This window comes from Ruminococcoides intestinihominis, from assembly GCF_040096285.1.
Lineage (GTDB): Bacteria > Bacillota > Clostridia > Oscillospirales > Acutalibacteraceae > Ruminococcoides > Ruminococcoides intestinihominis.
Map to the genome: position 1 here is coordinate 1 of NZ_JBBMEY010000009.1, position 14,018 is coordinate 14,018.

General features: G+C 33.5%; 14 protein-coding genes. 11 read left to right on the top strand and 3 right to left on the bottom strand.

Annotation, left to right across the window (positions count from 1 at the left end; all coding sequences use genetic code 11):
* Positions 1–163 precede the first annotated feature (163 nt).
* From WMO18_RS03655 to WMO18_RS03665, 3 genes are all read right to left on the bottom strand, one after another.
* Positions 164–1,708 (bottom strand): NAD(P)/FAD-dependent oxidoreductase, encoded by a 1,545-nt coding sequence (locus tag WMO18_RS03655; protein WP_437127958.1) that lies wholly within the window; start codon positions 1,706–1,708, stop codon positions 164–166.
* 47 nt (positions 1,709–1,755) lie between these two features.
* Complete coding sequence (locus WMO18_RS03660) at positions 1,756–2,949, bottom strand: aminoacetone oxidase family FAD-binding enzyme (protein ID WP_211148358.1); 1,194 nt, start codon at positions 2,947–2,949, stop codon at positions 1,756–1,758.
* Between the two features lie 69 nt (positions 2,950–3,018).
* Complete coding sequence (locus tag WMO18_RS03665; protein ID WP_022505576.1) at positions 3,019–3,624, bottom strand: COG2426 family protein; 606 nt, start codon at positions 3,622–3,624, stop codon at positions 3,019–3,021.
* A gap of 125 nt (positions 3,625–3,749) precedes the next feature.
* Here WMO18_RS03665 and WMO18_RS03670 point away from each other — a divergent pair, with 125 nt between their 5' ends.
* The 11 genes from WMO18_RS03670 to WMO18_RS03720 all read left to right on the top strand — a co-directional run bounded on the left by WMO18_RS03670 (position 3,750) and on the right by WMO18_RS03720 (position 13,992).
* Positions 3,750–4,232, top strand: a complete 483-nt coding sequence (locus WMO18_RS03670; RefSeq protein WP_211148359.1) for a VanZ family protein — start codon at positions 3,750–3,752, stop codon at positions 4,230–4,232.
* Positions 4,219–5,604: an MATE family efflux transporter gene (locus WMO18_RS03675; protein WP_211148360.1), complete on the top strand. Its 1,386-nt coding sequence runs from the start codon at positions 4,219–4,221 to the stop codon at positions 5,602–5,604. Before WMO18_RS03670 ends, WMO18_RS03675 begins: the two co-directional genes overlap by 14 nt.
* A gap of 36 nt (positions 5,605–5,640) precedes the next feature.
* Positions 5,641–5,970: a hypothetical protein gene (locus WMO18_RS03680; protein ID WP_211148361.1), complete on the top strand. Its 330-nt coding sequence runs from the start codon at positions 5,641–5,643 to the stop codon at positions 5,968–5,970.
* On the top strand, positions 5,963–6,559 hold the full coding sequence (locus tag WMO18_RS03685) for a site-2 protease family protein (RefSeq protein WP_367286368.1): 597 nt from the start codon (positions 5,963–5,965) through the stop codon (positions 6,557–6,559). Before WMO18_RS03680 ends, WMO18_RS03685 begins: the two co-directional genes overlap by 8 nt.
* Positions 6,552–8,402, top strand: coding sequence for a TIGR03960 family B12-binding radical SAM protein (locus WMO18_RS03690; RefSeq protein ID WP_211148530.1), 1,851 nt, complete (start codon positions 6,552–6,554; stop codon positions 8,400–8,402). Before WMO18_RS03685 ends, WMO18_RS03690 begins: the two co-directional genes overlap by 8 nt.
* Positions 8,389–9,051 (top strand): TIGR03936 family radical SAM-associated protein, encoded by a 663-nt coding sequence (locus tag WMO18_RS03695; RefSeq protein ID WP_211148531.1) that lies wholly within the window; start codon positions 8,389–8,391, stop codon positions 9,049–9,051. The genes WMO18_RS03690 and WMO18_RS03695 overlap by 14 nt, the downstream gene beginning before the upstream one ends.
* Complete coding sequence (gene mnmL, locus WMO18_RS03700) at positions 9,051–9,965, top strand: tRNA modification radical SAM protein MnmL/YtqA (protein WP_022505583.1); 915 nt, start codon at positions 9,051–9,053, stop codon at positions 9,963–9,965. The genes WMO18_RS03695 and mnmL overlap by 1 nt, the downstream gene beginning before the upstream one ends.
* Positions 9,966–10,197: 232 nt before the next feature.
* Positions 10,198–11,235, top strand: coding sequence for a sulfate ABC transporter substrate-binding protein (locus WMO18_RS03705; protein WP_022505584.1), 1,038 nt, complete (start codon positions 10,198–10,200; stop codon positions 11,233–11,235).
* Between the two features lie 37 nt (positions 11,236–11,272).
* A complete protein-coding gene (cysT, locus tag WMO18_RS03710; RefSeq protein ID WP_211148464.1) occupies positions 11,273–12,109 on the top strand; it encodes a sulfate ABC transporter permease subunit CysT in 837 nt (278 codons plus the stop codon).
* Position 12,110: 1 nt separating this feature from the next.
* A complete protein-coding gene (gene cysW / locus WMO18_RS03715) occupies positions 12,111–12,932 on the top strand; it encodes a sulfate ABC transporter permease subunit CysW (protein WP_022505586.1) in 822 nt (273 codons plus the stop codon).
* 1 nt (position 12,933) lies between these two features.
* Entirely contained in the window at positions 12,934–13,992 is a 1,059-nt protein-coding gene (locus tag WMO18_RS03720) for a sulfate/molybdate ABC transporter ATP-binding protein (protein ID WP_022505587.1), read from the top strand.
* The last annotated feature ends 26 nt before the right edge of the window (positions 13,993–14,018 follow it).

Genomic DNA, 14,018 nt, shown 5'->3' on the forward strand with positions numbered 1-14,018 from the left:
GATCTGGGGACATCATTGATGTCCCCTACACCTGTGAGTCATAGTTTTATATAAATTTAGGGTATATATTCTCACTACAAATTTTCCTTTAACTACAATCAAAATTAAAAAGACAAACCCAAATTTATAGTGCTAATTACAACTCACCACAACAAAATCAAAATCACCTATTCAACTTTTCAATAATCTTTTCAGCACATTTGATGCCATCAACACCGGCAGAAACAATACCACCGGCATAACCTGCACCTTCGCCACAAGGATAAAGTCCCTCAACACTAACACTTTCAAGGCTTTCTCTGTCACGAAGAATTCTGATAGGTGATGAACTTCTTGACTCAACACCGGTTAGTAATGCATCATTATCAGCAAAACCTTTGAGCCTTTTATCCATCTGTATAATGCCACTTCTCATTGAATTAGTGATAAATTCCGGTAGCACATCATCCATTTTACAGAACTTTGTACCGATTTTATATGATGGCAATACTTCACCAAAGCTATCACTAACCTTATTGTTAAGGAAATCCCCAACCTTTTGTACAGGTGCTTTGTAGTCACTGCCACCAACTAAAAATGCCTTTCTCTCAATTTCTTCTTGAAAGTACATTCCGGAAAGTACATCATCACCAAAGTCATTTGGATTAACACCAACAAGTAGAGCAGAGTTTGAATTTACTTCATCTCTGGCATAATAACTCATACCGTTGGTAACAACAGTTTCTTCTGTACTTTGTGCCGGTACAACCAAACCACCGGGACACATACAAAATGTATAAACACCTCTACCGTTTTCAAGGTGACTGTTTAGCTTATATACTGATGGTGTTAGCTTTTTGCATTTTGCAAATTCACCGTATTGTGCAATGTCAATTTTTTCTTGTAAATGCTCAATTCTTGCACCTACTGCAAAAGGCTTTGCCTCAATAGAAAGGTTCATATCCTTAATCATTCTAAAGGTATCTCTAGCTGAATGACCGATTGCAAGAATAATATTGTCGCAGAAAATTTCTTTTTCTTGACCATTACTTGTAGCAATAATTGACTTAACCTTGTTGTCTTTAAGATTAATTTTACTTAAACAAGTTCCAAATAATACTTTGCCACCAAGTGACTTAATTTCTTCTCTAATGTTTTTAATAGTAGGTTTTAATTTGTCAGTACCAATGTGAGGTTTTGCATTGTACATAATGTCTTTAGGTGCACCATGACTGACAAATTCTTCAAATAACTTTCTAACTCTCTTGTCCTTAGTACCGGTAGTTAACTTACCGTCAGAAAAAGCACCTGCACCACCTTCACCAAATTGTACATTAGAATTAGTGTTTAATTGGCCACCATTCCAAAATGTATCAACATCACTTGTCCTAGTGTCAATGTCCATACCTCTTTCAATCAAAGTTACCTTAGCACCTGACCTTGCAAGTATTAAACTTGCAAATAATCCGGCAGGACCTGCACCAACAACAACTGTGTTGCTACTGTTATTTTTGCAAATAGGTTGTTCATATTTGTAGATTTTACTTTCAGAAACCTTTTTACTTTTGGTTCTTTTTAGTGTAGAATTTTCATTCTTAACCTTAACATCAACAGTAGCCAAGAAGTGAACATCACTTTTCTTTCTGGCATCAATAGATAACTTGAAAAGTTCATAGCTAACTATTTCATCTTTCTTACAGTTAAGTTCCTTAACTATTTTTTTAATCAACTCATCTTCCTTGTAATTAGGAGATAATCGTAAATTATTTATTCTTATCATTCTAAAGCACCGGCTTTCATTCCTGAGGCAAAAGCAAATTGTAAATTGTATCCACCACAAATGCCGTCAATGTCAATAATCTCACCACAAAAATATAGGTTAGGAATATATAGACTTTCCAGAGTATTAGTGTTAATTTCTTTACCTGATACACCACCACAGGTAACCTGACTTTTTGAATAATCATTTTTACCGGTAGTAACAAAGTCAAATTCATTTATTATTCCGGCAAGATTTTCAATTTCTTTGTTAGATATATCATTGCACTTTCTGTTGAAAGAACCCATTTTTCCAACCTTTAATAATGCGACAGAAAGTTTATTGTTAAACATACCAAGGAAAAAGTCCTCAATACTGTTGTCTTTAAACAAAGTTCTTCTTTCTTTTAATATATCAATAATTTCATTTTTACTGTAGTCAGGCATTAAGGAAACTCTTACTGTATCATAGTCAAGATAACTAAGATTAAATGCACAGATACCTGAAATACTTTCACCTGTAAACTGAATTTCACCACTATCACTTTTAACTACTTTACCTTTTTTCATAACAGATACTTTACCGTCAGCTCTGACACCTTTGATAGTTTTTAGAATATCAGACTTAACATTAATAGGGCAAAGTGCAGGTTTTAGCTTGGTAATAGTGTGGCCTAAGTTTTCTACAAGTGAATACATACTACCGTCACTACCAAGGTTAGGACTGCTTTTGCCACCTGTAGCAATAATTAATTTGTCACAACTGAATTTATATAAATTAGTCTTAATTTCAAAAGTCTCACCAACTGAAATATCAGTTACCCTACAGTCTGTATATATTTCAATATCCTCTTGATAAAGTCTGTTTCTAAGAATATCCAGAACTGCTGAGGCTTGTTTACATTTAGGATAAACTCTGCCACAATTATCTGCAAAGGTATATAAACCCATACTGTTAAAATAATTTACTATATATTTTGGAGAATATTCGGAAAATAAATTTTTAATTCCATAGCTAAAGCTACCATGATAATCTTTAATTTTAGCACCTATATTTGTCATATTGCATTTACCGTTACCTGTAGCTAAAATTTTCTTGCCGATTCTACTTTCCTTTTCAATAATGGCAACATTTTCGTATTGCTTTTTAGCTTCAATAGCTGCTACAATACCTGATGCACCACCACCGATTATTACAACATCATACTTCATATATTTCCTCATAAAAAACAATAGTGGGATTGCTCCCACTATCTAAAATTTTAATATTTTAATATAATTTTATTTTGCCTTTTTCTTCTTTAGAATATGTCTTACAACAAAGATACCAATTACTACTGCAACAATACCACAAAGAGCAGCTACAACAACACTTGTTGGAATGTTAAATGTTGTTACAATGTAAGGAATACCGTAAGTGATAATTGTCATAATAGTTGCTGACATACATAGTCCCAAAATAGTAGCAATAAATGTTTGCTTTAAACTAAAGTTAAATAAACCGGCTACAAGACCACCTGTCCAAGCACCTGTTACAGGAAGTGGAATACCGATAAATACTGTAAGACCGAAGGTTTTGTACTTCATAATTTTTGGAGCACTTGTGTTTGCTTTATTCTCTAAGAAGTCAACAAACTTAACAACAGGACTTAACTTAGTTTTTCTCAAGAACTTTAGTAGCTTTTCAATAAACAGTACTACGAATGGGATTGGTAAGAAGTTACCAACAATACAAATTGGCAATGCTTGCCATAGTGGTACTTTACATAGAGCAGCAGCAATCAGTCCACCACGAAGTTCCAAAATAGGGAACAATGATACTAAGAAACAGAACAACTGTCCGTTCATATGTAGCGTATCGTTTAACATATTAATAAATGATTCCATAACATTCTCCTATCGGTCATTATTACTAAAATATTATATATTAATTTATTCAATTTATCAATAGATTTCATTGACTTTCTTGTTAAATCTTTGTAAAATAATAGTGTATTGTGAAGGAGTGTGCTATGATATCTTTACATATGAGCAAAAAAGATAAATTAAAAGCAATTATACTCATAATTATGACTTTATGTGTTGTTGCTTTTATTTTTATGCATTCATTAACCCCGGCAACTCTCAGTGCTGAGGAGTCAGGTGCAGTTACTGACTGGCTAACTAATTTAATACCCTTTCAGTTAACAGACCATATTGTCAGAAAAATGGCACACTTTACGGAATATTCAGTTCTTGGGTTTGTAACCTCTTTTACTGTTTATTCTTTCTTCAAGAAACCAACCGGTGGAATTTTCATAAAATTGTTTGTTACTCTTTTTACAGCAGTAATTGACGAAACAATACAACTTAATGTACCCGGTAGAAGTGGACAAGTAACAGATGTGCTACTTGATTTTTCAGGTGCAGTTACGGGTATAATAGTATCCACCTTGTTGATTTTGATTTACTTACTATATAAAAAAAGAAAGGAAATGAAAAATGGAAGGAACTAAACAAAACAAAATGGGTACTGCCCCAATGTTCAGACTTATTTTAGGTATGAGTTTACCTGCTATGTTTAGTATGCTTATTCAGGCACTATACAACATTGTTGATAGTATGTTTGTTAGTAACTATAGCAATAGTATTTTAACCGGTAATGACTCACTACTTTCTGTTAATATTGCTTATCCGTTACAGATGATTCTTATTTCTGTAGCAGTTGGTTCAGGTGTTGGTGTTAACTCACTAATAGCCAGAAGACTTGGTGCAAGACATCAAGAACAAGCTGACTCAGCAGCAACTCATGGATTTTTCTTAACATTTATTGACTGGTTTATATTTGTTCTTATTGGTATATTTCTTGCAAAACCATTTATCTCACTATATACAAATGACCAAGCTATTATGGATGCCAGTGTAGCCTATATCAGAATTGTACTTATCGGTTCATTAGGTTCAAATATCACTTGTATGCTTGAAAAGGTATTGCAGTCAACAGGTAATATGATAATGCCAATGCTTAGTCAGTTAACAGGTGCAGTTATTAATATTATCCTTGACCCAATCTTTATTTACACATTTGACTTAGGTGTAGCCGGTGCTGCTATTGCAACAATTATTGCTCAGCATATTAGTGCTGTTCTTTGCTTGTTCTTCTTATTTGGAAAGAAACAACTTGTAAAAATCCATGTTAAAGGATTTAGATTTAGGGCAGAAACAGTAAAGAACATTTATGTAGTTGCTTTACCTGCAATGGTTATGCAAGCTATCGGTTCATTTATGGTTATGGGTATTAACTTTATTATCTCATTGGCTCATGATACAGTAGCAGCTAAGAATGCAGCAACAAATGTATTTGGTGTTTACTTCAAACTTCAGTCATTTGTATTTATGCCTGTATTCGGTCTAAACCAAGGTTCAACACCTATTATCGGTTTTAACTACGGTGCTAGAGATAAAAAGAGAATGTACAGTGCTATTAAGTGGGCTATTCTCTTTGCAGTAATTATTATGACTGCCGGTTTTATTGTATTCCAAATTGTTCCGGATGTACTACTTGGTTTATTTAACCCAACAGAAGAAATGCTTGATATTGGTACAGTAGCTTTGAGAATTATCTCTCTATGCTTTATTCCGGCAGCACTTGGTATTGTATTCTCAGGTGTATTCCAGGCAGTAGGTAAGGGTGTCAGAAGTCTTATTATGTCACTACTTCGTCAACTATGCTTAATTGTTCCTATTGCTTACTTCCTATCAAGTATCAGCCTAAAGGATATGTGGTATGCTTTTCCTCTAGCTGAAATCGGTTCACTTATTGTTGGTATTATCTTCTTTATCACTCTTGTAAAGGGTGACTTCAAGAGACTTGACCACAAGGAATAATTAACCTTTTACAGCATATATTTTAGTGGTGATAATATGCAGTATGATAGAAATGATGAAATTGTTTATGACAAAGAATTCTTAGAAACCACTAACAGAGAATATTATAATCCCGAGGACTACAAGAATAATGACGAATTTTGTAGTGAAGAAAAAGTTTTTTCCGAAAAAAAGAAAAAACCACTGCCAACTGTTATTTTGTGTCAGCTGATTATATGTATTCTTCTTGGCATTTTCCTTTATTGTTCCAGAACTTATGCACCTGACCTTTTCAGCAATATTATGAGTAGTGTCAATGATATGATTAACGATTCATTGGTTGTTGACGGTAATAACCTTAATGATTATTTTGTAAATAATGGTTAAAAGGTTTTTAGGTGTAGAAATCTCTTTTCAATTTTACTATTTTGCTTTACTTACTATAGTCCTTATATTTGATAAAAGTGGTGGAATTTTCTGTTGCTTTTTGTCTTCATTCTTTCATGAGATAGGACATCTTCTTGCCATTTTAGTTTTAAAGCAAAAGGTGGATAGAATAGAATTTTCATTATTTGATATAAAGATAAAGTCTAACTATTATGTTAGTTTTAGTAAAGAACTTATCATCACCCTTAGTGGTGTGGCTTTTAACTTTATATTATTTTTATTCTTTATAAGAACAATAAGGATTTTTGCCTTAGCAAATTTATTTATAGGAATTTTCAACTTATTGCCTGTTTCCACATTAGATGGGGGACAGGCAATAAATATTATATTAAATAAGTTTATTTCTGAAGAAAAATCTGTTATAATCTTAAATATACTTACAGTGGTTTTTGCAATACCTGTTTTCACTTTAGGTATAATAGTTTTATTTAATACAGGATATAATTTTTCTTTCTTACTTTTAGGTGTGTATTTATTCCTAACACCTATCTACAACAGAAAGGCTATTTCAAGAGGTAACTATGATTAATAAGGAAGTAGAAAAATATTTATTAAAAGTTCAGAAACCGGCAAAATATGTTGGTGGTGAACTTAATGCAGTTGTAAAAAATAAGGAAGATGTAGATGTACGATTTGCATTTTGTTTTCCCGATACTTACGAAGTAGGTATGTCCCATTTAGGAATGAAAATTCTTTACAGTCAGTTTAACAGTGTGCCATATATTTGGTGTGAAAGAGTTTTTGCACCTTGGATTGATATGGAAGATGTTATGAAAGAACATAACATTCCACTGTATGCACTTGAAAGTGGTGACCCACTATCTGACTTTGACTTTATCGGTTTTACTTTGCAGTACGAACTATCATTTACAAATGTTCTTAATATGCTAAAGCTAGGTAATATTCCGATTTGTTCAAAGGACAGAATGAACTTAGGTCTAAAGAATATTGTAGTAGCAGGTGGCCCATGTGCTTGTAATCCGGAACCAATAGCAGATTTTATAGATATTTTCTTTATCGGTGAAGGTGAAGAGGTTGATATGGAGGTTATGGAGCTTTACCGTCAATGTAGAGATGAAAATGTTTCAAGAGAAGAATTCTTGATCAGAGTATCTAAGATTAAGGGTTGTTATGTGCCATCCCTTTATGATGTAACTTATAACGAAGACGGTACAGTAAAAGCAGTAACACCAAACCATGGTGCACCAAAGAAAATTGAAAAAAGATTAATGATGAATATGGATGAATGTTATTATCCTGATAACTTTGTTGTGCCAAATACTGAGATTGTCCACGATAGAGCAATGCAAGAAATTTTCAGAGGTTGTATTCGTGGATGTAGATTTTGTCAAGCCGGTTTCCTTTATAGACCTGTTAGAGAAAAGTCACCTGAAACTATCAACAAGCAGTGCCATGACCTATGTAACAATACAGGTTATGATGAAGTTTCACTTTCATCCCTTAGTTCAAGTGACTATACACAGATTGTTCCACTACTAACCGAATTAAATAAATGGTCAGTTGATGAACAAGTCAGTATCTCTTTACCGTCATTAAGAGTTGATGGCTTTACCGATGATATTATGTCAAAAATTAAGACAGTTCGTAAAAGTGGTTTAACCTTTGCACCGGAAGCCGGTTCACAAAGATTAAGAGATGCAATCAACAAAAATGTAAAAGAAGATGAACTGTTAAATACTTGCAGAACTGCTTTCTCAGGTGGATGGACAAGAGTAAAACTGTACTTTATGATTGGTTTACCAACAGAAACAATGGACGATGTAAATGCTATTCCGGCACTGGGCAAAACGGTTGTTGATGAATATTACAAAACTGAGGATAGACCAAAGGGTAAGTCAGTTAGTGTTACAGTTTCAGCATCCAGCTTTGTACCAAAGCCATTTACTCCATTCCAATGGGAACCACAGGATACTATTCCAACAATTCACGAAAAGCAGAAAAGTATTCTTGACCATATTGAAAGTAAGAAAATTAATTTTAACTACCACGATGCTGATACTAGCTTCCTAGAAGGTGTATTTGCCAGAGGTGACAGAAAACTTTGTAAAGCTATGAAACTAGCTTGTGAAAGAGGTTTCCATTTTGATGGTTGGAACGAATGTTTTGACTTACAGAAATGGTTAGATTTATTTGAAGAATGTGGAATTGACCCATCATTCTACGCTAACCGTAGAAGAAGTTTTGATGAAGTTTTACCTTGGGACCATATTGATTATGGTATCAAAAAGCAATTTTTAATTGACGAATGTCACAAGGCTTATTGTTCTACAACTACACCAAACTGTAGACAAGAATGTAGCAAATGTGGTGCAAATCGTTACGGTGGAGGTGTTTGTTTTGAAGCCCGTTAGAATTTGGTTTACTAAAGATAATGAATGTAAGTATATAAGTCACCTTGACCTTAACCGAGTTGTAATGCGTGCATTACACAAAAGCAAACTTAACATTTGGCATACTGAGGGCTTTAACCCACACCCATTTGTAACCTTTGCTTTGCCACTTTCTCTTGGCTTTAAAGGTGTAAAGGAAACAATGGATATTAAGCTACTTGATGATGATTATAATAAGGAAGAAATTATTTCTGCCCTTAATAATTGCCTACCTTCCGGCATCAAGGTTTATGATGTTACTGAACCTGTTATGAAAGCCGGTAAAATTGCTCAGGCACTTTTTGAAATCACTTTATATCCTGAAACAGTTGACCTAGACACTCTATACAGTAATTTTACGGAACTTCTAAATCAACCTGAAATTTTAGTTATGAAGAAAACTAAGAAAAAAGGTTTGAAAGAAATTGACATTAAACCTCATATCTTAAAGGTCAATGTAACTAAAGAAGCTGATTGTGTTAAGTGTAATATGCTACTACCTGCCGGTAGTACAACCAACATTAATCCTACATTATTTATTAATGCTTATAACGAAAAGTATAGTGATGATGTAATTTATCGTATTACAAGACTTGATGTATTTAACGATAAAGGTGAAAGTTTCAAGTGATGAGGTACAATTCTTTAAACAACTATTTGCGTAATAAATTCGGCAAAAAAGTTTACAAGATTTCCATTGACGGTGGTTTTACTTGTCCTAATCGTGACGGTAAAATTTCTACAGGTGGTTGTATATTTTGTTCTGCAAAGGGTTCAGGTGACTTTGCAACAAGTAAATCCCTTTCCATAACCCAGCAAATTGAACAAGGCAAAGAGAGAGTAAGAAGTAAAACAAAGGACAATAGCTTTATTGCTTATTTTCAAGCCTTTACAAATACTTATGCACCAATAGATGTGTTGGAAAGTAAATTTACTGAGGCTATAAATCATAAGGATATTGTAGCCTTGTCAGTAGCCACAAGACCTGATTGTGTAGATGATAATGTACTTAAGTTACTTGAAAAGCTAAATAAAATCAAGCCTGTATGGGTGGAACTTGGACTTCAAACTATCAAAGAAAGTTCAGTTGATTATATCCGTAGAGGGTATGAAAATTCTGTATATGTTGATACAGCAACAAAACTTAGAAATATAGGCATAGAAGTTATAACCCATATTATTTTAGGTTTACCTAATGAAAGTAAACTTGATATGCTAAGGTCAGTTGATTTTGCTTGTAAATATTCTGACGGTATTAAACTTCAATTACTTCATATTCTAAAAGGTACAGACTTACTGAAAGATTATGAAGACAGTAAATTCAATGCCCTAACTATGGAACAGTATATTGACATCCTATGTGATGCAGTTTCTATAATTCCTAAGAATGTTATAATCCATAGACTTACAGGTGATGGGGATAAGAAGATATTAGTTGCTCCACTATGGAGTGGCAACAAAAAGGTAGTGCTAAACACAATTAACAAAACCTTTGAAGAAAGAAATATTATTCAAGGTTCAAAAACTTTACAAGATTATATTTAACTCGTAAGAACAGTAGAAAACCTACTGTTCTTTTCTTTTGTTTATAATATTAGCAATAACTACAAATTATTATATTGATATTTTCACATATTATACAATATTACTAATATACACAAAACATATCGAAATAATAGGAATACTTCTTGACATTTATGAGATGTGATAATATAATATACAACATAGCATACTAAACAGATAGGTAATGTATTAAATTATTATTGAGGTGAACAAAATGAAAAAATTATTATCAAAAAACTTAATATCATTGCTTCTAGTAATTACTTTACTATGCACTTCAGCAGTAGTTTTTTCAGGTTGTAGTTCATCAAAAGCAAAGAATGGTGAAGTGTCTATTGTAAATGTGTCTTATGACCCTACAAGAGAATTTTACGAAGAATATAACAAAATCTTTGCAAAACATTGGTACAAAACCCATCAGCAAGATGTTGAGGTTATTCAGTCACATGGTGGTTCAGGCAAACAAGCCCTTGAAGTTGCAAACGGCCTGGAGGCTGATGTGGTAACTTTAGCACTTGAATATGATATAAATTCAATACAGGATGCCGGTTTAATTAAAAAAGGTTGGGTAAATAACTTCAAGAACGACTCAGCACCATATACATCAACAATAGTTTTCTTAGTTCGTAAGGGTAATCCTAAGAACATTCACGATTGGGATGACTTAGTAAAGAATGGTGTAGGAGTGATTACTCCTAACCCTAAAACATCAGGTGGAGCAAGGTGGAATTACCTAGGTGCATGGGCTTATGCAAATGAAAAGTATAACGGTGATGAAACCAAAGTTAAAGAATTTATCAAAAAGTTATATCAGAATGTTTTAGTTCTAGATTCAGGTGCAAGAGGTGCAACAACTTCATTTATAGAAAACGGTCAAGGCGATGTGCTTATAGCTTGGGAGAATGAGGCTTACCTTTCATTACAGGATTATAAGGATGAATACGAAATTATTTCACCAAGTATTAGTATTTTAGCTCAACCATCAGTAGCAGTTGTTGATGATGTAGTTGATGACAGAGGTACAAGAAATGTTGCTACAGAATATTTAAAGTACCTTTACAGTGATGACGCTCAGCGTATAGCCGGTAAAAATTATTACCGACCTACTAATAAGAAAATTCTAAAAGAATTTAGCGATAAGTTCGATTTATCAATGAAACTTGTAACTATCAAAGATTTTGGTGGTTGGGAAAAGGTTCAGAAAAAGCACTTTGCAGATGGTGGAATTTTTGATGAAATTTATGCAAAGTAATGTATAGAAGAAATAACGGAGAATTGGGTGTAACAAAATGAAGAAAAAGGTAAATAAAAGGGTTATTCCTTTTTTTGGATTGTCAATGGGTGTCACAGTAACAATGCTGAGTTTAGTTGTTTTGATACCTCTTGCATCCCTAATAATTTATACTTCAAAATTAAGTTTTAGCGAAATTATTGCAACAATTACTGCTCCAAGAGTTGTAGCAAGTTATAAAGTCAGTTTCATAACTGCTTTCATAGCTTCACTTATTAATGCAGTAATGGGTGTTATCTTAGCATGGGTTTTAGTAAGATATAAATTTCCTTGTAAAAGAATTTTAGATGGTATTATCGAATTGCCTTTTGCTTTGCCTACAGCAGTAGCAGGTATAGCATTAACAAGTTTAACTGCCGATAACGGTTTGGTAGGTAAGTTCTTTGCTAAGTTCGGTATCAGTATTGCCTATACAAAGGTAGGTATTACAGTAGCTTTAGTTTTTATAGGTATTCCATTTGTAGTAAGAGCAGTTCAGCCTATTCTCGAAAAACTGGACTCAACTTATGAAGAAGCAGCCGGTGTACTTGGTGCTAGTAGAGTAAAAATATTTTGGAAAATTATTTTTCCGGAAATTTTCCCATCAGTGCTAACAGGTTTTGGTTTAGCATTTGGCAGATGCCTTGGTGAATATGGTAGCATAGTTTTCATAGCCGGTAATAAACCATTTGAAACAGAAATCACACCACTTATTATTATGTCAAAGTTACAAGAATTTGATTATTCGTCAGCAACTGCAATTGCACTTGTAATGCTGATAGTTTCATTCTTAGTACTATTCTTAGTTAACCTAGTTCAAATTCATAACACAAAAATTCTAAAGGGAGGTAGATAAAATGGAAAACAGTTCAAAAGGCTCAAAAGTAGTTAAGTGGGTACTAATTGGAGTTAGCTTTCTTTTCATAGCAATTATGCTTATTCTACCTTTGATTACTGTACTGACAGAGGCATTTAAAGATGGCATAAAAGTCTTTTACCAAGCAGTAACAGATAAATATACAGTAGATGCAATTGTCTTAACACTTGAAGCAACAGGTATTGCAGTAATTGTAAATACTCTTTTCGGTATCTTTGCATCATGGTCAATTACTAAGTTTCAGTTTAAAGGTAAGAAAATTTTAACTACATTAATCGACTTACCGGTAACAGTTTCTCCTGTTATTGCAGGTTTGATTTTTGTATTAACATACGGTAGACAAAGTCCTATTTATCCAATACTTGATGCACTGCATATTAAGGTTATCTTTGCAGTACCGGGTATTATTTTAGCAACAGTATTTGTTACATTCCCATTTATTTCAAGAGAGCTTATTCCTGTTCTTGAGTCACAAGGCAGTGATGAAGAAGAGGCAGCAGCTTTGATGGGTGCTAATGGCTTTACAATCTTTAGAAAGATTACTTTCCCTCATATTAAGTGGGCATTCCTATATGGTGTTGTACTTTGTGCAGCAAGAGCAATGGGTGAATTTGGTGCAGTATCAGTTCTTTCAGGTCACTTACGAGGAAGAACAAACACCCTACCATTACATGTAGAAATTTTGTTTAACGAATTTAAGTATGTACCGGCATTTGCAGTTTCAGCAATACTTGTACTAATGGCTGTGGCAATACTTGTAATAAGAAGTGTTGTAGAATATAGAGGAAAGAAGGAACTATAAGATGTATGTTGAATTAAAGAATATTAACAAAACATATGGAGATTACAAAGCATCAAGTGATGTAAACTTCGGCATAGAAAAAGGCAAACTTATCGGCTTACTAGGTCCTTCCGGTAGTGGCAAAACTACAATCCTTCGTATGATTGCAGGACTTGAAAATCCCGACAGTGGTGAAATTATTATTGACGGTGAAGTTGTTAACAATATTCCTGCAAGTAAAAGAGGTATAGGCTTTGTATTCCAAAACTATGCACTGTTTAGATATATGACCGTTTTTGATAATATTGCTTTCGGTCTGAAAATTCAGAAAAAAAGTAAGAAGTATATTAGAGAAAGAGTAAAAGAACTTATTAAGTTAATCGGTCTTGAAGGTCTTGATAACCGTTATCCAAGTCAGCTTTCAGGAGGTCAAAGACAGAGAGTAGCTTTTGCAAGAGCATTAGCACCAAACCCACATTTACTTTTACTTGATGAACCTTTTGCAGCTATTGATGCAAAGGTTAGACAGGAACTTCGTTCATGGCTAAAAGAGATGATTCAAAAGCTTGGTGTTACAAGTATTTTCGTAACACATGACCAAGATGAGGCAATTGAAGTAGCTGATGAAATCATCATCACCAACAAAGGCAGAATTGAACAAAAGGGAACACCTTTTGAAATTTACCAAAAGCCGGAAACTGCTTTTTCAGCAACATTCTTTGGTAAAACTTCTTCCCTAGAAGATTACACAAAGTTCAATACTTTTGAAAGAATTGAAGGTGCAGAAAAAGCAATTGTAAGACCTGAATTTGTAAAAATTTATAAATATGGTGAAAAGCTAAAGTACAAGACTTCTGCTTCTATCGGTAAAGTTGTGAAAACTGCCTTTATGGGCGATAGAATAGAAATTACTGTTGAATGTAACGGTAGCACACTAGTTGCCACAAGAGGACTTGATGAACCTTCAGTTTCAGTAGGTGAGGAAGTAAGAGTGTTCCTATACAAAACTATTGTAACAGTTGGCAACAAAGCCCATATCCTAGATAACCTAGCACTAACAGAGGTTTCAATGGTTATCTAATATTGACAATATTCATTTCAAGTATT

Bases quoted from the DNA above. Each gene is read 5' to 3' on its own strand.
- WMO18_RS03660 (WP_211148358.1), bottom strand. From the start codon at position 2,949: ATGAAGTATGATGTTGTAATAATCGGTGGTGGTGCATCAGGTATTGTA.
- WMO18_RS03665 (WP_022505576.1), bottom strand. From the start codon at position 3,624: ATGGAATCATTTATTAATATGTTAAACGATACGCTACATATGAACGGA.
- WMO18_RS03670 (WP_211148359.1), top strand. From the start codon at position 3,750: ATGATATCTTTACATATGAGCAAAAAAGATAAATTAAAAGCAATTATA.
- WMO18_RS03675 (WP_211148360.1), top strand. From the start codon at position 4,219: ATGGAAGGAACTAAACAAAACAAAATGGGTACTGCCCCAATGTTCAGA.
- WMO18_RS03680 (WP_211148361.1), top strand. From the start codon at position 5,641: ATGCAGTATGATAGAAATGATGAAATTGTTTATGACAAAGAATTCTTA.
- WMO18_RS03685 (WP_367286368.1), top strand. From the start codon at position 5,963: ATGGTTAAAAGGTTTTTAGGTGTAGAAATCTCTTTTCAATTTTACTAT.
- WMO18_RS03690 (WP_211148530.1), top strand. From the start codon at position 6,552: ATGATTAATAAGGAAGTAGAAAAATATTTATTAAAAGTTCAGAAACCG.
- mnmL (WP_022505583.1), top strand. From the start codon at position 9,051: ATGAGGTACAATTCTTTAAACAACTATTTGCGTAATAAATTCGGCAAA.
- WMO18_RS03705 (WP_022505584.1), top strand. From the start codon at position 10,198: ATGAAAAAATTATTATCAAAAAACTTAATATCATTGCTTCTAGTAATT.
- cysT (WP_211148464.1), top strand. From the start codon at position 11,273: ATGAAGAAAAAGGTAAATAAAAGGGTTATTCCTTTTTTTGGATTGTCA.
- cysW (WP_022505586.1), top strand. From the start codon at position 12,111: ATGGAAAACAGTTCAAAAGGCTCAAAAGTAGTTAAGTGGGTACTAATT.
- WMO18_RS03720 (WP_022505587.1), top strand. From the start codon at position 12,934: ATGTATGTTGAATTAAAGAATATTAACAAAACATATGGAGATTACAAA.